At 67.5% G+C, this 20394-nt stretch carries 16 protein-coding genes and 3 rRNA genes; 9 read left to right on the forward strand and 10 right to left on the reverse strand.

All coding sequences use genetic code 11. The annotated features are described in order from the left end of the window. Positions 1 to 57 precede the first annotated feature (57 nt). Together HQM25_RS14475 and HQM25_RS14480 are read left to right on the forward strand one after the other, a co-directional pair. Positions 58 to 1374: an FAD-dependent oxidoreductase gene (locus HQM25_RS14475; protein WP_172990873.1), complete on the forward strand. Its 1317-nt coding sequence runs from the start codon at positions 58 to 60 to the stop codon at positions 1372 to 1374. Between the two features lie 102 nt (positions 1375 to 1476). Continuing rightward, the gene (locus HQM25_RS14480; protein ID WP_172991686.1) at positions 1477 to 2340 is read left to right on the forward strand and encodes an oxygenase MpaB family protein; all 864 of its coding nucleotides are present in this window, start codon (positions 1477 to 1479) and stop codon (positions 2338 to 2340) included. On the opposite strand, the gene HQM25_RS14485 is transcribed toward HQM25_RS14480, so the two are convergent. After that, positions 2333 to 3691 carry a pyridoxal phosphate-dependent decarboxylase family protein gene (locus HQM25_RS14485; RefSeq protein ID WP_172991687.1) on the reverse strand — a complete coding sequence of 453 codons (1359 nt, stop codon included), beginning with the start codon at positions 3689 to 3691 and terminating at the stop codon, positions 2333 to 2335. The genes HQM25_RS14480 and HQM25_RS14485 overlap by 8 nt on opposite strands. Before the next feature lie 118 nt (positions 3692 to 3809). Here HQM25_RS14485 and HQM25_RS14490 point away from each other — a divergent pair, with 118 nt between their 5' ends. Together HQM25_RS14490 and HQM25_RS14495 are read left to right on the forward strand one after the other, a co-directional pair. Then, a complete protein-coding gene (locus tag HQM25_RS14490) occupies positions 3810 to 4166 on the forward strand; it encodes a YidH family protein (protein ID WP_172990874.1) in 357 nt (118 codons plus the stop codon). 4 nt (positions 4167 to 4170) lie between these two features. Next, positions 4171 to 4533: a DUF202 domain-containing protein gene (locus HQM25_RS14495; protein ID WP_172990875.1), complete on the forward strand. Its 363-nt coding sequence runs from the start codon at positions 4171 to 4173 to the stop codon at positions 4531 to 4533. 22 nt (positions 4534 to 4555) lie between these two features. On the opposite strand, the gene HQM25_RS14500 is transcribed toward HQM25_RS14495, so the two are convergent. Continuing rightward, the gene (locus HQM25_RS14500) at positions 4556 to 5059 is read right to left on the reverse strand and encodes a bifunctional nuclease family protein (RefSeq protein WP_172990876.1); all 504 of its coding nucleotides are present in this window, start codon (positions 5057 to 5059) and stop codon (positions 4556 to 4558) included. 131 nt (positions 5060 to 5190) lie between these two features. On the opposite strand from HQM25_RS14500, the gene HQM25_RS14505 reads away from it, so the two are divergent. After that, on the forward strand, positions 5191 to 5685 hold the full coding sequence (locus tag HQM25_RS14505; RefSeq protein ID WP_438803637.1) for a ribonuclease H family protein: 495 nt from the start codon (positions 5191 to 5193) through the stop codon (positions 5683 to 5685). Between the two features lie 69 nt (positions 5686 to 5754). Here HQM25_RS14505 and HQM25_RS14510 read toward each other — a convergent pair whose 3' ends face one another. Next, positions 5755 to 6768: a tocopherol cyclase family protein gene (locus HQM25_RS14510; RefSeq protein WP_172990878.1), complete on the reverse strand. Its 1014-nt coding sequence runs from the start codon at positions 6766 to 6768 to the stop codon at positions 5755 to 5757. 116 nt (positions 6769 to 6884) lie between these two features. Between HQM25_RS14510 and HQM25_RS14515 the strand changes: the two genes are divergently transcribed. Then, positions 6885 to 7727, forward strand: a complete 843-nt coding sequence (locus HQM25_RS14515) for an oxidoreductase (RefSeq protein ID WP_172990879.1) — start codon at positions 6885 to 6887, stop codon at positions 7725 to 7727. Between the two features lie 11 nt (positions 7728 to 7738). Here the strand turns inward: HQM25_RS14515 and HQM25_RS14520 are convergent, their stop codons facing one another. The 7 genes from HQM25_RS14520 to HQM25_RS14550 all read right to left on the reverse strand — a co-directional run bounded on the left by HQM25_RS14520 (position 7739) and on the right by HQM25_RS14550 (position 16527). Then, a complete protein-coding gene (locus HQM25_RS14520) occupies positions 7739 to 8521 on the reverse strand; it encodes an MBL fold metallo-hydrolase (protein WP_172990880.1) in 783 nt (260 codons plus the stop codon). A gap of 73 nt (positions 8522 to 8594) precedes the next feature. Then, positions 8595 to 8711: ribosomal RNA gene (rrf, locus tag HQM25_RS14525) — 5S ribosomal RNA — on the reverse strand. Between the two features lie 105 nt (positions 8712 to 8816). Further along, positions 8817 to 11925 (reverse strand): 23S ribosomal RNA (locus HQM25_RS14530). A gap of 446 nt (positions 11926 to 12371) precedes the next feature. Beyond that, a 16S ribosomal RNA gene (locus HQM25_RS14535) occupies positions 12372 to 13895 on the reverse strand. Together the 16S, 23S and 5S rRNA genes form the textbook arrangement of a ribosomal RNA operon. Before the next feature lie 431 nt (positions 13896 to 14326). Continuing rightward, positions 14327 to 15361, reverse strand: coding sequence for an endonuclease/exonuclease/phosphatase family protein (locus HQM25_RS14540; RefSeq protein WP_172990881.1), 1035 nt, complete (start codon positions 15359 to 15361; stop codon positions 14327 to 14329). Positions 15362 to 15431: 70 nt separating this feature from the next. Continuing rightward, on the reverse strand, positions 15432 to 15854 hold the full coding sequence (locus HQM25_RS14545; protein WP_172990882.1) for a pyridoxamine 5'-phosphate oxidase family protein: 423 nt from the start codon (positions 15852 to 15854) through the stop codon (positions 15432 to 15434). Positions 15855 to 15915: 61 nt separating this feature from the next. Next, a complete protein-coding gene (locus tag HQM25_RS14550; RefSeq protein ID WP_172990883.1) occupies positions 15916 to 16527 on the reverse strand; it encodes a TetR/AcrR family transcriptional regulator in 612 nt (203 codons plus the stop codon). 73 nt (positions 16528 to 16600) lie between these two features. On the opposite strand from HQM25_RS14550, the gene HQM25_RS14555 reads away from it, so the two are divergent. The 3 genes from HQM25_RS14555 (at position 16601) to HQM25_RS14565 (ending at position 20309) form a co-directional block, all read left to right on the forward strand. Next, positions 16601 to 17638 carry an agmatine deiminase family protein gene (locus HQM25_RS14555; protein WP_172990884.1) on the forward strand — a complete coding sequence of 346 codons (1038 nt, stop codon included), beginning with the start codon at positions 16601 to 16603 and terminating at the stop codon, positions 17636 to 17638. Further along, positions 17635 to 19344, forward strand: coding sequence for an amidase (locus HQM25_RS14560; protein ID WP_172990885.1), 1710 nt, complete (start codon positions 17635 to 17637; stop codon positions 19342 to 19344). Before HQM25_RS14555 ends, HQM25_RS14560 begins: the two co-directional genes overlap by 4 nt. A gap of 104 nt (positions 19345 to 19448) precedes the next feature. Beyond that, the gene (locus HQM25_RS14565) at positions 19449 to 20309 is read left to right on the forward strand and encodes a pyruvate, water dikinase regulatory protein (protein WP_172990886.1); all 861 of its coding nucleotides are present in this window, start codon (positions 19449 to 19451) and stop codon (positions 20307 to 20309) included. Positions 20310 to 20394: the final 85 nt, after the last annotated feature.

Below are 20394 nucleotides of genomic sequence, written 5' to 3' on the forward strand. Positions count from 1 at the left end.
ATCGATACCCTGCCGCATACTCGATCCGCATCGACGGACATCGATGAAAGGCGACCGATGACCCTCCTCACCCTCTCCCCGACCGCGATCGTCACGGAGCATCCGCGGCTGACGGCCCTGCCCATCGCCATCATCGGCGGCGGGCCGGTGGGGCTCGCGGCCGCTGCGCACCTTGCCGATCGCGGCATCGACTTCGTCCTTCTCGAACAGGGCCAGGGCGCTGCCTCCGCGGTCCGCGAGTGGGGGCACACGCGGCTCTTCTCGCCATGGCGCCACCTCGTCGATCCCGCCGCGCGTCGGCTGCTCGAGGCGGCCGGGTGGCGGCATCCCGATCCCGATGTCGCCCCGACCGGCACGGCTCTGGTCGAGGACTACCTCGCACCTCTCGCCGCCCTCGACGGCCTCGCCACCCGCGTGCGGTACGGCGTCACCGTGACGGCGGTGGCGCGCGAGGGCATGGACCGCTCCCGCACCCGCGGGCGCGCAGCGGCGCCGTTCGTGCTGCGCACTCGCACGGCGGACGGCCTCGTCGACGAGTTCACCGCGCGCGCGGTGATCGACGCGTCGGGCACGTGGCGCAGCCCCAACCCGCTCACCTCGAGCGGACTCGACCTGCTCGGCCTCGACGAGATCGCCGATCTCGTCTCCCCTCCCCTGCCCGATGTGCGCGGGCGCGATCGCGCCCTCTTCGCGGGGCGGCACACCACCGTGGTCGGGGCGGGCCACTCGGCCGCGAACACGCTGCTCTCGCTGGTGCACCTCGCGCGGGAGGCGCCCGGCACCCGCGCGACGTGGCTCATCCGCAACTCGCACGCCGCCCGTGTCACCGCGTCCGCCGACGACGAGCTGCCCGGTCGCGCCGCGCTCGGCAGCCGACTCGACCGCGCCATCGCCGCGGGGCTGGTCGACGTCGTCGACGGGTTCGAGATCCGCCGCGCGCACCGCGAGGGCGGTGCGGCCGTGGTCGCCGGCGCCCGGCGCGGCGAGCCCGCCTCGCACGTGACCGATCGCGTCGTCACCGCCACCGGGTTCCGCCCCGATCTGTCCGCGCTGCGCGAGATCCGCCTCGATCTCGATGACATCGTCGAGGCGCCCCGGCGCCTCGCCCCGCTCATCGACCCGAACGTGCACTCGTGCGGCACCGTGGAACCGCACGGCTTCCGCGAGCTCGCGCAGCCGGAGCCCGGCTTCTTCATCGTGGGCATGAAGTCGTACGGCCGCGCGCCGACGTTCCTCCTGGCCACCGGCTACGAGCAGGTGCGCTCGGTGACCGCGTGGCTCGCCGGCGACACCGAGGCCGCCGAGCGCATCGACCTCGTGCTCCCCGCCACCGGCGTGTGCTCCACCGACACCGGAGGGTCTGGATGCTGCTGAGCGGCGTGCGCGCGATCCCGCGCCCCCTCCCCGGCGCCACCCCCTCGCAGGGCGTGGCACTCTGAGAGGGTGAGGGCACCGGCATCCACTCTGCGCGAGCGCATGCTGAGCGCGCTCTCGGGGGATCCGCACGGCACTCCGGCCTGGGTGCGCACCCTCGCCGAGGGCGACGACGCGGGGCTGTTCGCCGACGGCGGGGCGGTGTGGACGGTGCACGCGGGAACGGGCACCTTCGTCGCCGGCATCCGCGCCCTGCTCATGCAGGCGCTGCACCCCGGGCCGATGGCCGGCGTGCAGGACTGGTCGCGCTACCGCGACGATCCGCTCGGGCGCCTCACCGGCACCGTGCGGTGGATCATCTGCGTCACCTACGGCTCCCGCCCCCAGGTCGAGCGCGAGACCGCACGCGTCACCCGTCTGCACGAGCGCGTCACCGGCACGTTCGTCGACGGCGCCGGCGCCGAGCGCGCGTACACCGCCGAGACCGCCGATCTCGTGGAGTGGGTGCACCTGGCCTTCGCGGATTCGTTCCTCGCCTGCCACCGGCGCTGGGGCGCGCCGATCCCCGGCGGCCAAGACGCGTACGTGCGCGAGTGGGCCCGGGCCGGGCGCCTCATGGGCATGACCGCGCCGCCGGTGACGGCGGCCGAGCTCGACGCGCGACTGACCGGCTATCGCGACCGGGGCGAACTGCGCGGCGACGAGCGCGTGCGCGAGGTCGTGCGGTTCCTGCGCCGGCCGCCCTTCCCGGGGACGATGGGCCTGGCCTACCGGTTCCTGTTCGCCGCGGCCGTCGCGACGATCCCGCACCCCTATCGGCGCCTGCTCGGCGTGCGCCGGTGGCCGATCCCGGTGATCACCGCGACGCGGATCATCCTCCGCCGCGCGCAGCGCAGTCTCGACGAGGGTCCGCGCGCGCAGGACTTCGCACGAGAGCGCCTCCGCCGCCTCCGCCGCCTCAGCTGAGCGTGTCGAGGATGCCGGTCAGAGTGTCCATCGTCGTCAGGGGGCTGACGATCGCGAAGCGCAGCACGGGCTCGCCACGGTGCGAACTCGGCACGACGAAGCCGACCTGGTCGTCGAGCAGCCGATCGGACCACGCGGCGTAGTCGGCGAGGCTCCAGCCCTCGCGCCGGAAGACCACGACCGACAGCTGCGGATCGCGCACGAGCGACAGGCCCGGCCGCCGCCCGATCTCATCGGCGATCTCCCGGGCGAGGTCGATGCCGTGGGCGATGGCCGCGCGGTACATCTCGGTGCCGTGCGTGGCGAGGGAGAACCACAGCGGCAGCCCCCGGGCGCGACGGGTGAGCTGCACGCCCAGGTCGCTCGGGTTCCAGTCGGCCGACCCGGTGAGCGTGTCGAGGTACTCGGCGTGCTGCGTGTGCGCGAGACGCGCGCGGTCGGGTTCGCGGTAGATCAGCGCGCAGGCGTCGAACGGCGCGAACAGCCACTTGTGCGGATCGACGATGAGCGAGTCGGCGTGCTCCACGCCGGCGAACACGGCGCGCATCTCGGGCACCAGCATCGCCGCGAGCCCGTAGGCCCCGTCGATGTGCAGCCAGACGCCCCGGTCGCGGGTCACCTCGGCGATCGAGGAGATGTCGTCGACGATGCCGAAGTTCGTCGTCCCCCCGGTCGCGACGACCGCGAACACGGCGTCACCGTGGGCATCGAGCGCCGCGGCGACCGCGTCGCCGTGCAGGCGTCCGTCGTCGCCGACCGGCACGCCGACGGCATCCACATCCATCACCGCGGCTGCCGAGGCGATCGAGGAGTGCGCCTCGGCGCTGCACACGACGACCCAGCGCGCCGGGTCCGCGACTCCGGACTCCCGGTGGCGCCGCCGCGCGGCATCCCGGGCCGTCACGAGCGCCGAGAGGTTGCCGATCGTGCCGCCCTGCATGAAGACGCCCCCGGCGCCGGCGGGAAGCCCGAACTCGGCCGCGAGCCAGTGCAGCACCTCGTTCTCGGCGAACACGGCGCCGGAGCCCTCCATCCAGGAGCCGCCGTAGACGGAGGATGCCGACACCACGAGGTCGAACGCGATCGCGGCCTTCGTGGGGGCCGAAGGGATGAACGAGAGGTACGACGGATGATCGGTGGTCACGCAGGCGGGCGCGAGCACGTTCTCGAACAGGGCCGTCGCCCGCCGCGCGCCGATGCCGTCGCGCGTGATCGATCCCGACGCGAGGCGGGAGAGCTCACGGGGCGTGAGCGGCTTGTCCAGCGGCACGTTCTCGTAGACGGCACGGCGCTGGGCGTAGTCGAGAACGATGTCGACGGTCGCGTGGGTCTCGTCCGAGTTGGCGTGCATGCGGTCAGCCGGCACAGGTGCGTTCACGGGCTCTCCTTCGGGTCACTCAACGGTAGAGAGCGGGGGTGCCAGAATCAACAGCAGCGATCCCGCATCCGAAGAGTGGAGAAACGACCCGATGACACGCTTCCCCCGGTGGGTGTTCTCCCACGGCGACGAGCCCGATGCCCGCTTCACCCTCGCGAACGAGCGCACCTTCCTGGCGTGGATCCGCACCTCGCTCGCGCTGCTGGCAGGCGGCGTGGCGCTCGAGGTGCTCGGGCTCGACCTGCAGCCCGCCTTCCGGCTGACAGCGTCGCTCGTGCTCGTCGCGTCGGGCGCCCTCACGCCGGTGCTCGCCTGGATCGGCTGGGGTCGCACCGAGCGCGCCCTGCGGGTCGGCCGGCCCCTCCCCGCTTCGCTGCTCGGCCCGACGCTGACCGTGACCGTGACGGTCGCCGCCCTGCTCGTGGTGCTGGCGATACTGGTGCGCTGACGCCGTGGTGCTGTTCGACCCGGGGCTCCAGCCCGAACGCACCGAGCTCGCGTGGCGGCGCACCGCGCTGTCGTTCGCGGTCGGGTCGCTCGTGGCGATGCGGCTGCTGCCCGATGTGCTCGGCAGCGCCTGGTGGGCCCTTCCGGGACTCGCGGGCCTGGTCGCCTCGGGCTGGGTGTGGGACGCCGCGCGGCGTCGGGCGACCCGGGTGAACCGGGCGCTCGTCGGCGGCGGCGACGGACCGGCGCCGGGCGGGCGGCCGTCCCTTCCGGACGGCACGGTGCCCTTCGCGCTGGCGCTCATCGTCACCGCCGCGGCGCTGGTCGGGGTCGTCGCCCTCTTCGCGGCGGCCGCCATCCTCGCGTGATCCCCGCGCAGACCCCCGACGCTCAGCCCCGGAAGTCCTCCGGATCGACGCCGTCGAGGAACCGCCGGAACTCCGACACGCTCTCATCGGGGTCGGGCTCGGCATCCTCCTCGTCGGATTCGGTCGGATCGATGATGGCGCCTTCCACCCACACGGCCTCCGCCACCGACAGGGCGACCCCGGTGCGCACGGCCAGCGCGATCGCGTCGGAGGGCCGCGCGTCGAGCACGACAGGCCCGCTGTCGCGGCTCAGCACCACCTCGGCGTAGTACGTGCCGTCCACCAGCCGCGTCACGTCGACATGATCCAGTTCTGCGCCGAGGGCCGTCACGGCGCTCAGCAGCAGATCGGCCGTCAGCGGACGCGGCGGGTTGCGCCCCTCGACCGCGAGCAGGATCGCTGTCGCCTCCTGCGGGCCGATCCAGATCGGGAGCACGCGCCCGGTGGCCCCCTCGACGGGCTTGAGCAGCACGACGTGCTGCTGCGCGGCATCCACCGCGAGGCCGGCGACCCTCACCTCGATCATCGCGCCTCCCTCGACTGGCCCCTTTCGCCCACTCTATGTCGATGGATGCCGCCGGTGGCGGCCCTTTCCGGTCGGGCCCCGCTCGACGAGCGGGTACCCTTGCCCGAGTGAGTGAAGACCGTCCGTATACCGTGGCCACCGACGGAGCGTGCAAGGGCAATCCCGGCCCCGCCGGGTGGGCGTGGGTCGGTGAAGACGGGCACTGGGCGGCCGGGTCGGTCCCAAGCGGCACGAACAACATCGGCGAGCTTCTGGGGCTGCTCAAGGCCATCGAGGACCACGCCGATGTGCCCCACCTCGTCGTTCAGGCGGATTCGAAGTACGCCATCGACACGTACTCGTCATGGATGGACGGCCACCGGCGCCGCGGCTGGAAGACCTCGTCGGGCTCGCCGACGAAGAACCGCGACCTGCTCGAGAAGCTCATCGCCGCCCGCGACGCGCGACGCGCGGCCGGACTGCCCGATGTGGTGCTGCAGCACGTGCGCGGCCATTCCGGGCACGTGCTCAACGAGTGGGCCGACGAGCGCGCGGTGCGTGCTTCGACCCACGCCGCCAAGGGCATCGAGAGCGCCTGGTCGTCTCTCGGCGGCAAGGACAAGCTCGACGTCTCGCGCGCGCCGTAGCGCGGCGCAGCGCCGCGTGGCGCCGTCTGCCGGCGCGAGGTCGTCGCCCGCGGCTGTGCCGCCCGCGATTCAGGCTTTGAGGGCGAGCAGTCGCTCGGTGTCGCCGAACACCTCGAGCCCCGCGCACGCCGCGACGCCCTCGAGCAGCACACGACCGTCCGGGTCCCGATGGCGCACGTGCACCTGCGCGTCGAGCGTCTCTTCCACCCGGCGGTGCATCGCGGTGCGCAGCGGGGCGTGCAGCAGACCTCCGCGCACCCGCTCGGCGTCGAGTTCGAGCACCCCGTCGGGGCCTTCCACCGCCCAGCGCACGTGCGAGTCGGTGATCTCGAGCCGGCGCTCCCGCGACCGGTTGTACGTCGTCCATCGGTGGAGGCGACCGTCGTGGCGGAAGCCGATGATCGAGCCACGGAACGAGCCGCCGAGCCACGGGATGATCGCCACCGAGGCGATGAGCGACGCATCCTCCCCGTCACCGGTGGTCGCGTCGACATGGTTGCTCGCCAGCCACACGTATCCCGCGGGGAACGCCTGCCCCCAGTCCTTCTCGATGTAGCCGCGCCCGCCCTCGAACGAGCGCGTCTCCCCCTCGACCTCGATGGTCCCCGCGAGGGAGTGCCCGAACGACACGATCCCGTGGAAGCACTCCATGAAGGGCACCAGGCCGTACCAGCCCATGATCCCGGGCTCGCGCACGGTCACCGGCCACGGCTGCAGCGGCGTGGTGAACGCGATGCGCCCGCGCAGCTGCGGCAGGTCGAGCACGGCGCCCGACGAGGTGAAGCGGTTCGGCCCCACGCGCACATCGAAACCGTCTGCCGCCGCCGCGAAGTCCCCGAGCGGATACCGGTGGTACCACGACCTTCCGGTCATGCCGTCGAGCACCTGCACGAACGCCTCGTCGTCGGTCGTTCCCGCCGCGTCCAGCCCGCGGAAAACCCCCGGGATGACCGCCCACCGCTGGGCGCGGTCGGCGCTGACCAGCTTGACGTACCAGCCTTCGAAGAACCCCTTCCGCACGCCGTCGCCGTGGAACGCTTCGGGATGCCGCACCCCGCGCAGCCACGCGACCGGTGAGCGCATCGGCACCTCCCTCGAGTCGATCGCCGTACAGCGGATCCGTCGGGCCCATCCTGTCAGCCCGCGTCGCCGGACGCACGGGGTTCCGCCGGCCCCTCGCCGGATGATGGACTGGGCGCATGGCAGAGACCGAGCATCGCAGCATCCACCCCGTCGCGCTCGTCACCGGGGCCTCATCGGGAATCGGGCTGGCCACCTCGCTGGCCCTGATCGACCGCGGGTGGACGGTCTACGGCGCCGCGCGCCGCGTCGACCGGATGGAGGCGATCACGGCCGCGGGCGGCATCGCCGCCGAACTGGACATCACCGACGACGCGCAGATCGCGGCGCTCGTGGCCCGCATCGAGGTGGAGCAGGGACGCCTCGATGTGCTCGTGAACAACGCCGGCTACGGCTCGTACGGCGCGCTCGAGGACGTGCCGATGGAGGAGGCGAGACGACAGTTCGAGGTGAACCTGTTCGGGCTCGCCCGGCTGACGCAGGTCGCGCTTCCGCTCATGCGATCGCTCAACCGCGCCCGCATCATCAACATCTCCTCGATCGGCGCCCATATCTACGAGCCTCTCGGCGCCTGGTACCACGCCACGAAGTTCGCGGTCGAGGGATTGAGCGATTCACTGCGCCTCGAGCTCGCCCCGCACGGCATCGACGTCGTCATCGTCGCGCCGGGGTCGATCCGCACGGAGTGGGCGTCCATCGCGCGCGAAAGCGCGGTGGCGCACTCGGGCGAGGGCCCCTACGCCGAGCAGGCGCACGGCCTCGCCGAGAACTACCGCCGGATCGACCGCTCCCGCTTCGCTGCGACGCCGGAGACCGTGGCGGCCACCATCGTGCGCGCGGCAACGGTGTGGCGCCCGCGCACGCGGTACGCCACACCGAGGTCGGCAGGACTCATCATCGCCGCGCGCCGGCTCCTGCCCGACCGCGTGCTCGACCGGGTGCTGTCGCGGATCGCGGGCTGACCGGCTGGCCCTCAGCCCAGATCTGTCGGCACGCCGTCCTCCAGCCAGCGGATCTTCTCGCGCACCGACGGCGGCGCCGAATCGACCGCCCGACGCAGACCGTCGATCCCGTCGGCGAAGTGGCTCCACCCGTCGTAATGGGCGGGCACCGCCACCCGGGGCTGGAGCAGTTCGATCAGCTCCATCGCGTCGGCCCCGGTCATCGTGTAGCGCAGCAGACCGGTGAGCCCGAACCGCACGCCGCCGACATTGACGATCGCGACGTCGACGGCCATCGCCGACGCCGTGCGCCTGACGTCAGCGGTCAACACGGTGTCGCCCGTGACCCAGAGCGCCATCCCGTCATCGCCCGTGCGCCGCACGGCGAAGCCGATGACGTCGCCGACGATCGGGTGTGAAAGCGGCGGACCGTGGCGGCACGGTGTCGCCGTGATGGTCAGGTCGGGCCGCCCGTCGCCTGCCAGATGAGTGGATGCCGCCGGCGCCAGCCCCACCGCCTGCGGCAGCCCCAATCGGCGCGCCCCGCTCTCGGTGGTGATCACGTGGGTGGCGCTGCGCAGCAGCGCCCGGCCGGCCTCATCGAGGTTGTCCGCGTGATGGTCATGGCTGACGAGGGCGATGTCGACGGGGAGCATCGCCTCGGCAGGGAGGGCGGGGCCGAGGGTCTTCACGCTCGAGGTGCCGAACGCGAAGCGGTACCGATGGCCGGGTGGATCGAAGGTCGGGTCGATGACAAGACGCCACCCGTCGAGTTCGACGAGCAGCGTCGGTCCGCCGATGCGCGTGACGTGCACGCGCTCATGCTAGAGCCTGCGCTGTTAACGCGAAATGGCCACCCTGCGTTGGGTGGCCATTTCGGTAATGGAAGTCCGGCGGTGTCCTACTCTCCCACAGGGTCCCCCCTGCAGTACCATCGGCGCTGAGAGGCTTAGCTTCCGGGTTCGGGATGGGACCGGGCGTTTCCCTCTCGCTATGGCCGCCGAAACACTATTGATGTTTCCGGTGTGCAATAACAAAAGATGTTGTTGTTGCGGTGTCCCGACCGTACATCGGGAACCACTCAGTGGACGCGAGCACCATAAACGGTGTGTTATCAAGTCATCGGCTTATTAGTACCAGTCAGCTGCACGCATTGCTGCGCTTCCACATCTGGCCTATCAACCCAGTAGTCTGGCTGGGAGCCTCTCACCCCGTAGGGTATGGAAGTCTCATCTTGAGGCCGGCTTCCCGCTTAGATGCTTTCAGCGGTTATCCATCCCGAACGTAGCTAACCAGCGGTGCACTTGGCAGTACAACTGGCACACCAGAGGTTCGTCCAACCCGGTCCTCTCGTACTAGGGTCAGATCCTCTCAAACTTCCTACGCGCGCAGCGGATAGGGACCGAACTGTCTCACGACGTTCTAAACCCAGCTCGCGTACCGCTTTAATGGGCGAACAGCCCAACCCTTGGGACCTACTCCAGCCCCAGGATGCGACGAGCCGACATCGAGGTGCCAAACCATGCCGTCGATATGGACTCTTGGGCAAGATCAGCCTGTTATCCCCGAGGTACCTTTTATCCGTTGAGCGACAGCGCTTCCACAAGCCACTGCCGGATCACTAGTCCCGACTTTCGTCCCTGCTCGACCTGTCAGTCTCACAGTCAAGCTCCCTTGTGCACTTACACTCGCCACCTGATTGCCAACCAGGTTGAGGGAACCTTTGGGCGCCTCCGTTACTTTTTGGGAGGCAACCGCCCCAGTTAAACTACCCACCAGGCACTGTCCCTGAACCGGATCACGGTTCGAAGTTAGATATCCAGAGTGACCAGAGTGGTATTTCAACAATGACTCCACGAACACTGGCGTGTCCGCTTCATAGTCTCCCACCTATCCTACACAAGCCACACCGAACACCAATACCAAGCTGTAGTAAAGGTCACGGGGTCTTTCCGTCCTGCTGCGCGTAACGAGCATCTTTACTCGTAATGCAATTTCGCCGAGTTCGCGGTTGAGACAGTTGGGAAGTCGTTACGCCATTCGTGCAGGTCGGAACTTACCCGACAAGGAATTTCGCTACCTTAGGATGGTTATAGTTACCACCGCCGTTTACTGGGGCTTAAATTCTGAGCTTCGCCTTGCGGCTGACCCGTCCTCTTAACCTTCCAGCACCGGGCAGGCGTCAGTCCGTATACATCGTCTTGCGACTTGGCACGGACCTGTGTTTTTAGTAAACAGTCGCTACCCACTAGTCTCTGCGGCCCCCACACGCTTTCGGAGCAAGTCCTAATACGCGGAGGGCCCCCCTTCTCCCGAAGTTACGGGGGCATTTTGCCGAGTTCCTTAACCACGATTCTCTCGATCTCCTTGGTATTCTCTACCTGACCACCTGAGTCGGTTTGGGGTACGGGCGGCTAGAACCTCGCGTCGATGCTTTTCTTGGCAGCATAGGATCACCCACTTTTCATCCGCATCGTGTCTCAGCCTGTATGAGTCGCGGATTTGCCTACGACTCGGCCTACGCACTTGCCCCGGGACAACCATCGCCCGGGATGGGCTACCTTCCTGCGTCACACCTGTTAATACGCTAACCGCACCAGCATGGGGTCGAGCGTTCACCACCACCGCCTCACCCCGAAGGGATCCGCTGCATGACGGCTAGGACTCTTAGCACCACTGGATTGATTGGGGCGGTTCTTCGCCGGTACGGGAATATCAACCCGTTGTCCATCGACTACGCCTGTCGGCCTCGCCTTAGGTCCCGACTTACCCAGGGAAGATTAGCTTGACCCTGGAACCCTTGGTCTTTCGGAGGACGTGTTTCTCACACGTCTTTCGCTACTCATGCCTGCATTCTCACTCGTGTCGCGTCCACGGCTGGGTCACCCCGCCGCTTCACTCGCGACACGACGCTCTCCTACCCATCAACACGGCTGGACCACGAAGGCCTACCAATAATGTCAATGCCACAACTTCGGTGGCGTGCTTGAGCCCCGTTACATTGTCGGCGCGGAATCACTTGACCAGTGAGCTATTACGCACTCTTTCAAGGGTGGCTGCTTCTAAGCCAACCTCCTGGTTGTCTGAGCAACTCCACATCCTTTCCCACTTAGCACGCGCTTAGGGACCTTAGTTGGTGGTCTGGGTTGTTTCCCTCTCGACTATGAAGCTTATCCCCCACAGTCTCACTGCTGCGCTCTCACTTACCGGCATTCGGAGTTTGGCTGACGTCAGTAACCTGGTCGGGCCCATCGGCCATCCAGTAGCTCTACCTCCGGCAAGAAACACGCAACGCTGCACCTAAATGCATTTCGGAGAGAACCAGCTATCACGAAGTTTGATTGGCCTTTCACCCCTATCCACAGCTCATCCCCTCAGTTTTCAACCTAAGTGGGTTCGGCCCTCCACGACGTCTTACCGTCGCTTCAGCCTGGCCATGGATAGATCACTTCGCTTCGGGTCTAGGACACGCGACTGAATCGCCCTATTCAGACTCGCTTTCGCTACGGCTACCCCACACGGGTTAACCTCGCCACGTATCGCTAACTCGCAGGCTCATTCTTCAAAAGGCACGCTGTCACACCTACCAGGGGTGCTCCAACGGTTTGTAAGCAAACGGTTTCAGGTACTATTTCACTCCCCTCCCGGGGTACTTTTCACCTTTCCCTCACGGTACTTGTCCGCTATCGGTCATCTGGGAGTATTTAGGCTTATCAGGTGGTCCTGACAGATTCACACGGGATTTCTCGGGCCCCGTGCTACTTGGGATACTCTCCACGCTGCGTCACGCATTTCGGTTACGGGGCTGGCACCCACTCTGGCCGGCCTTTCAAGACCGTTCACCTATACACACGCATCACGTCCACTGCTCGGCAGAACAGTACGGAAAGTCCCACAACCCCCAACATGCAACTCCTGCCGGATATCACACACACTGGGTTTAGCCTGATCCGGTTTCGCTCGCCACTACTAACGGAATCGCGGTTGCTTTCTCTTCCTGTGGGTACTGAGATGTTTCACTTCCCCACGTTCCCTCTACCCGCCCTATATATTCAGGCGGGAGTCACCAGGCACGCACGCGCCCTGGCGGGGTTTCCCCATTCGGACACCCTCGGATCAAAACTTGCTTATCAGTTCCCCGAGGCTTATCGCAGATTGCTACGTCCTTCTTCGGCTCCAGATGCCAAGGCATCCACCGTTTGCTCTTAAAGACTTGAAATCACATGAGTTGAATCAAAAACCCGACCCGACCCCAAAAGGGCCGGAATCAGAAATTGACTAATGATCTTTAAGATCATCTTTCACGAACCAAGCCCGAAGACCTGGTTCGAAGATGCTCGCGTCCACTGTGTAGTTCTCAAAGTACGGGCGGTACCCACCCCCACAACCAGCAAAAAAAACCGGCAGCAAGAATGGGCCCAGAGGAAAGGAACACACCATCCGAAGACAATGCGCATCCGGTCCCTCAGGACCCAACAGCGTGCACGCCCCACCCAACAGAGCCCAGAACCTTCCAACCACCGAAATGGCGTACTAACTCCAAACCCCCCAGGAAGAGGCCTCGTCAAATGTTCCACCCATGAGCTACCGGCAGACACATTCGGTCTGATCCGGCGCCTGGACACCCACCACCCCAAAAGGCGATGACTGCCAGATGCTCCTTAGAAAGGAGGTGATCCAGCCGCACCTTCCGGTACGGCTACCTTGTTACGACTTAGTCCTAATTACCGATCCCACCTTCGACAGCTCCCTCCACAAGGGTTGGGCCACCGGCTTCAGGTGTTACCGACTTTCATGACTTGACGGGCGGTGTGTACAAGACCCGGGAACGTATTCACCGCAGCGTTGCTGATCTGCGATTACTAGCGACTCCGACTTCATGAGGTCGAGTTGCAGACCTCAATCCGAACTGGGACCGGCTTTTTGGGATTCGCTCCACCTCACGGTATTGCAGCCCTTTGTACCGGCCATTGTAGCATGCGTGAAGCCCAAGACATAAGGGGCATGATGATTTGACGTCATCCCCACCTTCCTCCGAGTTGACCCCGGCAGTATCCCATGAGTTCCCACCATTACGTGCTGGCAACATAGAACGAGGGTTGCGCTCGTTGCGGGACTTAACCCAACATCTCACGACACGAGCTGACGACAACCATGCACCACCTGTTCACCAGTGTCCAAAGAGTTCCGTATCTCTACGGCGTTCTGGTGTATGTCAAGCCTTGGTAAGGTTCTTCGCGTTGCATCGAATTAATCCGCATGCTCCGCCGCTTGTGCGGGTCCCCGTCAATTCCTTTGAGTTTTAGCCTTGCGGCCGTACTCCCCAGGCGGGGAACTTAATGCGTTAGCTGCGTCACGGAATCCGTGGAATGGACCCCACAACTAGTTCCCAACGTTTACGGGGTGGACTACCAGGGTATCTAAGCCTGTTCGCTCCCCACCCTTTCGCTCCTCAGCGTCAGTTACGGCCCAGAGATCTGCCTTCGCCATCGGTGTTCCTCCTGATATCTGCGCATTCCACCGCTACACCAGGAATTCCAATCTCCCCTACCGCACTCTAGTCTGCCCGTACCCACTGCAGACCCGAGGTTGAGCCTCGGGATTTCACAGCAGACGCGACAAACCGCCTACGAGCTCTTTACGCCCAATAATTCCGGATAACGCTTGCGCCCTACGTATTACCGCGGCTGCTGGCACGTAGTTAGCCGGCGCTTTTTCTGCAGGTACCGTCACGAATTGCTTCTTCCCTGCTAAAAGAGGTTTACAACCCGAAGGCCGTCATCCCTCACGCGGCGTTGCTGCATCAGGCTTCCGCCCATTGTGCAATATTCCCCACTGCTGCCTCCCGTAGGAGTCTGGGCCGTGTCTCAGTCCCAGTGTGGCCGGTCACCCTCTCAGGCCGGCTACCCGTCGACGCCTTGGTGAGCCATTACCTCACCAACAAGCTGATAGGCCGCGAGCCCATCCCCAACCAAAAAATCTTTCCCACCACAGACCATGCGATCGTGGTGCATATCCGGTATTAGACGCCGTTTCCAGCGCTTATCCCAGAGTCAGGGGCAGGTTGCTCACGTGTTACTCACCCGTTCGCCACTGATCCACCCAGCAAGCTGAGCTTCACCGTTCGACTTGCATGTGTTAAGCACGCCGCCAGCGTTCATCCTGAGCCAGGATCAAACTCTCCATAAAGAAAAAATGCATACACAACCGGGAAAACGATCATGCAGCGAGTTCGAACTGACCAAAAACGAATATCAAACTGACATCCATACGCCAACCCAAAAAGGATTGGACTTTGATCCAAAGGAATTCACTCACCAGCCAAAAAGACTGGACGAGGAAAAAAATTGGCATTTGACAAGTGCACGCTGTTGAGTTCTCAAGGATCGGACACACCTGCAGCTCAGCCTCTCAGCCTCGCCCACAGGGCAACTTCCTTCTCCGCTCACCGCCGGGCGACTGCCTGTCGGTTTCGAGCTGAGGTTCGTTCGCCGCTTGATGGGGCGGGGCTTCAGCCTCACCGTCTCCCGTTTGGGGCGAACTCGGAATACATTACGCCGATCCGGCGCACTCGTCCAATCCAGGCCGCATCCCGGGCGTGTCGCGCCGCGCGCGGGCGCTCACCTCGCGCGATACGGGCGATAGACGAAGCGCACGGCCACGATCCCGTGGTCGCCGGTGCCGGCATCCCGGTGATCCTCGTCGTCGAGGTGGTCGTTCTGGATCGACAGGCCGTCGAACAGCCACAGCCGCTTCTTGCTGTTGTCGTAGAACTGTTCGCTGACCAGGACATGATCGAGCGACTCCCGCAGATCGTCGTGCACATGCGTGTAGTAGACGTCGCGGGTGTCCCGGTACTCCTGCAGGGTCTGCGCCGTGTACAGGCCGACGTCGGCGCCCCCTCTTGAGTCGCCGACGAGGTAGTTCGGCTGCTCGGTGAGGATGTTCACCGTGTTGCTGTGCTGCCCGTCGTTGATGTCGCCCAGCACGATGACGGGGGTGACCGTGCCCTTCATGGTCTGAGTGAGCAGCACCCGAAGCGCGGTGGCCTCGGCGGTGCGCTGGATCGTCGCCAGCGCCGCCCCGATGGCGGTCGTGTGGAAGCGGTACGCGTCCGGATCGGCTTCGAACCATGGCTCCGTGTCGATGCGGATGGGCAGCTTCGACTTCAGGTGCACCACGTACACCTCGGTGTGCGGGTGGTCGTCGCGCAGCGCGACGCGCAGCCGCAGCACGGGCCTCGCGAACCGCGGGATCGACACCCGGATGCCGGGTGCCTGCGGATCGTGCGGGGTGTTGGACTCCAACCGGAGCGCCTCGGGGAACCGCTCGATCCACTCCGCTTCGCCCACGAGGAGCCCCTTGCGCACGAGCGCGGCCGTGACGATGTGCCCTCCATCGGCGGCGTCGGCGACCAGGTCGTACTCGTCGGCCATGCCGGCCGCCTCGAGCACCGCCGCGGCCGCGTCGCGATGCCACAGCTCCTGGAGCCCGACGATGTCGGCGTCCAGGGCGCGCAGGCGCCCCGCAGTCCAGGCGATCTTGCGGGCGAACTCCCCGTCGGTCCACGGCCGCTGGCCCGGGTTCATGCGCCGGCCCGGCAGCTGCAGGTTGTACAGGTTGAAGGTCGCCACGCGGAAGCGCTGCAGGTTCATGGATGCCTCCCGCCCCGTACGAGCGCCGAGTCACGCCCCGTGATACGGCGGGTGCGGCATCCCGCGCACATCAGTCCGCGCCGGCCGGCCGGAACAGCCCCGCCGAGCCCATCACCGTGTCCGGCTCGAGACGGATCACGACGCGGCGCGGATTCACCCGCGGCGGCCGGTACCGCTGGGCGTAGAGGCGCTCGGCCCGCGCGACCGCGGCCGGATCCCGCTCGATGCTCGCCCGTCCCGCGATGCTGATCCACTGCGGGCCCGCCACCTGGGCGACCGTCGCCCGTGCGTCCCGCTCGATGTTGCGGACCTTCTGGCTGCCGTCGCTGGTGATCACCCGCACGATGCCGTCATCGACGGTGAAGCCGACGGCGACCACGTGGATGGCTCCGGTCGGTCCCATCGTCGACAGCGTCGCGAGGTGCCGCTCGGCGAGGAACTCCGCACCGGCGGACGTCAGGAGGTCGGCTGTCACGCCGCGAAGACTCGTCATCACGTCGAGGCTAGACCGTGCGCTCGAAGTCACACGAGCATCGCGCCGAACATCAGCGTCGTCAGCCGCCCAGCAGCGCGGCGATCGCGCGCCGGGTGAGGTCGCGCCGGTCGCCGACTCCGCTCCAGCGCACGAGCGAATGCGCGTTCAGGCCGTCGACCATCGCGAGGATCTGCCAGGCGAGGGCGGCCGCCTCCCCGGCATCGACGTCATGGAACACCCCTGCGGCCGCGCCGTCGACCACGATCTGCTCGATCGCCTGCTGCCAGGCATCCATCTGCCGGCGCACCTCCGCGGCGAGCGCATCGCTCCCCCGGCCGAGCGCCCACGCCTGCACCCACACGAGCGTGACGTCGTCGCGAGTGCCGTCGAGAAGGGTGTCCAGCAGCAGCGACATCCGGGCGCCTGGCTCCGGCACGTCGGCCAGCAGCGCGCGGATGTCGGCGAGCTCGGCCCCCACGATCGCTGCGAAGGTCTGCGCGACCAGATCGTCCATGCTCGGCGCGTAGTGGGCGACGAGCCCGGATGCCACCCCGGCGCGCGCAGCGACGGCCCGAAGGGTCACGGCGGCGAGGCCCTGTTCGAGCGCGATGGCGCGAGCGGCCTGCTCGAGCTCGGCGCGGCGCTCCTCGGGGCGCTTGCGGGTGCGCGGCGACGCGGCTGTTGACGACATGCCTTCGATTCTGTACCGTGAGTCCGGTATTGATCAACCGCTCAATAGCAGTACCGGACGAATCGGAGTCGACATGGGTTGGCGGATGCCGGCGGAGACCGCCCCGCACGAGCGCACCTGGATGGCCTTCCCCCGTGAGGGCCAGACCCTCGGCGAGGGAGCGGCCGACCGCGAGGCGGGCTACGCCGCATGGAGCGCGGTCGCTCGCGCCGTGGCCGAATTCGAGCCGGTCTCCATGCTCGTCGACCCGAGCGAGACCGCCCGGGCGCAGGACCTGCTCGGCGGGGTCGTCGAACTGATCGAGACCCCGGTCGACGAGTTCTGGATGCGCGACCACGGCCCCACCTTCGTCGTCGACGACGAGCGCCCGGGCGTGCTGGGCGCCGTCGACTGGATCTTCAACGGCTGGGGCGCGCCCGAGTGGGCGCAATGGCAGCTCTCCGCCGAGCACGCGCGCACGATCAGCGGCCTCGTGGGCGCCGAGCTGGTGAGCTCGACGCTCGTGAACGAAGGGGGCGGCATCCACGTCGACGGCGACGGCACGGTGCTGCTCACCGACACCGTGCAGCTGGACCCCCGGCGCAACCCGTTCGCCGATCGCGCCCGCGTGGAGGCCGAGATGGCGCGCACCCTCGGGGCGACCAAGGCGATCTGGCTGCCGCGCGGCCTCACCCGCGATTACGACGAGTTCGGCACGAACGGTCACGTCGACATCGTCGCGACCCTCGCCGCACCCGGGCGCTTGCTGCTGCACAGCCAGCCCGACGCCGCGCATCCCGACCACGCGGTGACCGCCGAACTGCGCGCGCTGCTCGAAGACGAGACGGATGCCGCCGGCCGCACGCTCGAGATCATCGACGTCCCCGCACCGGCCACCCTGCGCGACGACGAAGGTTTCGTGGACTGGAGCTACATCAACCACCTCGTCGTCAACGGCGGTGTCATCGCCTGCGGCTTCGGCGAGGACAAGGCGGACGCCGCCGCACGGGACATCCTCGCCGAGGCGTACCCCGGTCGGACCGTGGTCACCGTCGACGCCCGCGAGATCTTCGCGCGGGGCGGCGGCATCCACTGCATCACCCAGCAGCAGCCGAAGGCGGTCTCCGCATGATCGACGTCGTAGAGATGGGGATCGCCGATCTGCGGGCAGCCCTCGAAGGGGGCACCACCACCGCGGTCGACCTCGTCGAGGCCTACCTCGCGCGCATCGACGCGTATGACGCACCCGGCACGGCGACCGCACTCAACGCGATCGTCGTGCGCAACCCCGAGGCGCGGGCCGAGGCGGCCGCGTCCGACGCCCGCCGCGCGGCCGGGCGCACGCTCGGCCCGCTCGACGGCATCCCCTACACCGCGAAGGACAGCTACCTCGTGAAGGGGCTCACCGCGGCGTCGGGCTCGCCGGCGTTCGCCGCCCTCGTGGCGCAGCGCGACGCCTTCACCATCGAGCGCCTGCGCGGCGGCGGCGCGATCTGCCTGGGCCTGACGAACATGCCCCCGATGGCGAACGGCGGCATGCAGCGCGGCGTGTACGGCCGCGCCGAGAGCCCCTACAACGCCGAGTACCTCACGGCGCCCTTCGCATCGGGCTCGTCGAACGGATCGGGCACCGCGACGGCGGCGAGCTTCGCGGCGTTCGGCCTCGGCGAGGAGACGTGGTCCAGCGGCCGCGGCCCCGCCTCGAACAACGGACTGTGCGCGTACACGCCCTCGCGCGGGGTGATCTCCGTGCGCGGCAACTGGCCGCTCGTGCCCACGATGGATGTCGTCGTGCCGCACACCCGCACGATGGCAGACCTTCTCGAGGTGCTCGAGGTCATCGTCGCCGACGACCACGACACCCGCGGCGACTTCTGGCGCCGCCAGCCGTGGGTGACCATCCCCGTCGCGAGCACCGTGCGCCCGGACGCCTACCCGGCGCTGGCCGGAGAAGGCGCCGCCGCGCTGCAGGACCGCCGCATCGGCATCCCGCGCATGTACATCAACGCCGATCCCGAGGCCGGCACCGCCGATGATCCGGGCATCGGCGGCCCGACCGGTCGCCGCGTCGAGACCCGGGCGAGCGTCGTGGAGCTGTGGGATGCCGCGCGCCGCGACCTGGAGGCGGCCGGCGCCACCGTGGTGGAGGTCGACTTCCCGGTCGTGTCGAACTACGAAGGCGACCGCCCCGGCGCCCCGACGATCGCCACACGCGGTCTGGTCACCCCGGAGTACCTGCACCACGAGATCGTCGATCTGTCGGCGTGGGCGTGGGACGACTTCCTCGCGGCGAACGGCGACCCCGCGCTGCACACGCTCACCGTGGTCGATGGCGCGACGATCTTCCCGCACCCGCCGGGTGCCCTCCCCGACCGGTACACCGGGTTCGATGACGACATCGCCGAGTATCCGGACTGGGTGCACCGTCATCCCGAGGTGCGCGAGGTGACCGACATCCCCGAACTCGAAGCGGGTCTGCACGGTCTCGAGCAGACGCGCCGCGTCGACCTGGAGGAATGGATGGACGGCCTCGGACTCGATGCCGTCGTGTTCCCCGCCGTCGCCGACATCGGTCCCGCCGACATGGACGTGAACCCCGCCTCCGCGGATCTCGGCTGGCGCAACGGCACCTGGATCGCCAACGGCAACCTGGCCCTGCGCCATCTCGGCATCCCGACCGTGACCGTTCCGATGGGTGTGCTCAGCGACATCGGGATGCCGGTGGGCCTGACCTTCGCGGGTCGCGCGTACGACGACACGGCGCTGCTGCAGCTCGCCGCCGGCTTCGAGGCGACGGGCTCCCGCCGCACCGTGCCGCCGCGCACACCGCGGCTCTGAATCGTTGCAGGGGCGCCGTGTTCTCATCCGAGCGTTAAGAAGCGGCCTTCTTTCGGGCTCGCGCTGCCAGAAGAAGGGCATGAGTTCGCCGTAGGTTCGACGGCATGACCTCCACGCCGCTCGCTCCGGGCTCCGCCGGCACCCCTGCCGACCGAGCTCCGGTGCGGGCGGCGTACTTCGTGTCCGACAGCACCGGCATCACCGCCGAGACGCTCGGCAACGCCCTGCTCGCGAACTTCCCCGGCTTCACCTTCGTGCGCCACACGATCCCGTTCGTCGACTCGCCGGAGGGCGCGGCGAACGTCGTGCGCGACATCGCCGCGGCGCACGGGCGCGGCCTCGCCCCGATCGTGTTCACGACGACGAAGGACGCCGCCGTCGACAGCGTGCTGGCCGCCGCGCCCGCGACCCGCATCGACCTGCTCGGCGGCCATCTCACCGATCTGGAAGGCGCCCTGGGCACCACCGCGTCGGAGCAGCTCGGCCAGTTCCACACCGTCGGCGACACCGAGCGCTATTTCGCCCGCATGCGCGCGGTCGAGTACGCGATCGAGCACGACGACGGGCAGAGTTCGCGCGCCCTCGACCTCGCCGACGTCATCATCATCGCCCCGAGCCGGTGCGGCAAGACGCCGACGACGATGTACCTCGCCCTGCAGTACGGACTCCTCGTCGCGAACTACCCGCTCACCGACGACGACTTCCCCACCGACGGGCTCCCGCGCCTGGTCGCGCCGTACGGCGCACGCTGCTTCGGGCTGACGACCACACCGCTGCGCCTGAGCCAGGTCCGTCACGAGCGCCGGCCGAACTCCACCTATTCGAGCCTCGCGCAGTGCACCCTCGAGCTGCGCCGCGCCGAGGAGCTGTACCGGCGCACCCGTGTGCCCTTCCTGAACTCATCGACCAAGAGCGTCGAGGAGATGTCGGCCGTGATCCTGCAGACCCTGAAGGTCCGGCCCTGACCGTCGGCACCCGCCGGCATCCACCCACCCCCGCGCACCACCTCGCGAAGGAGACTCCCGTGACCAACATCCTGTGGTTCGACCG

Origin of the sequence: Microbacterium hominis (assembly GCF_013282805.1) — a bacterium.
Taxonomy (GTDB): Bacteria; Actinomycetota; Actinomycetes; order Actinomycetales; family Microbacteriaceae; genus Microbacterium; species Microbacterium hominis_B.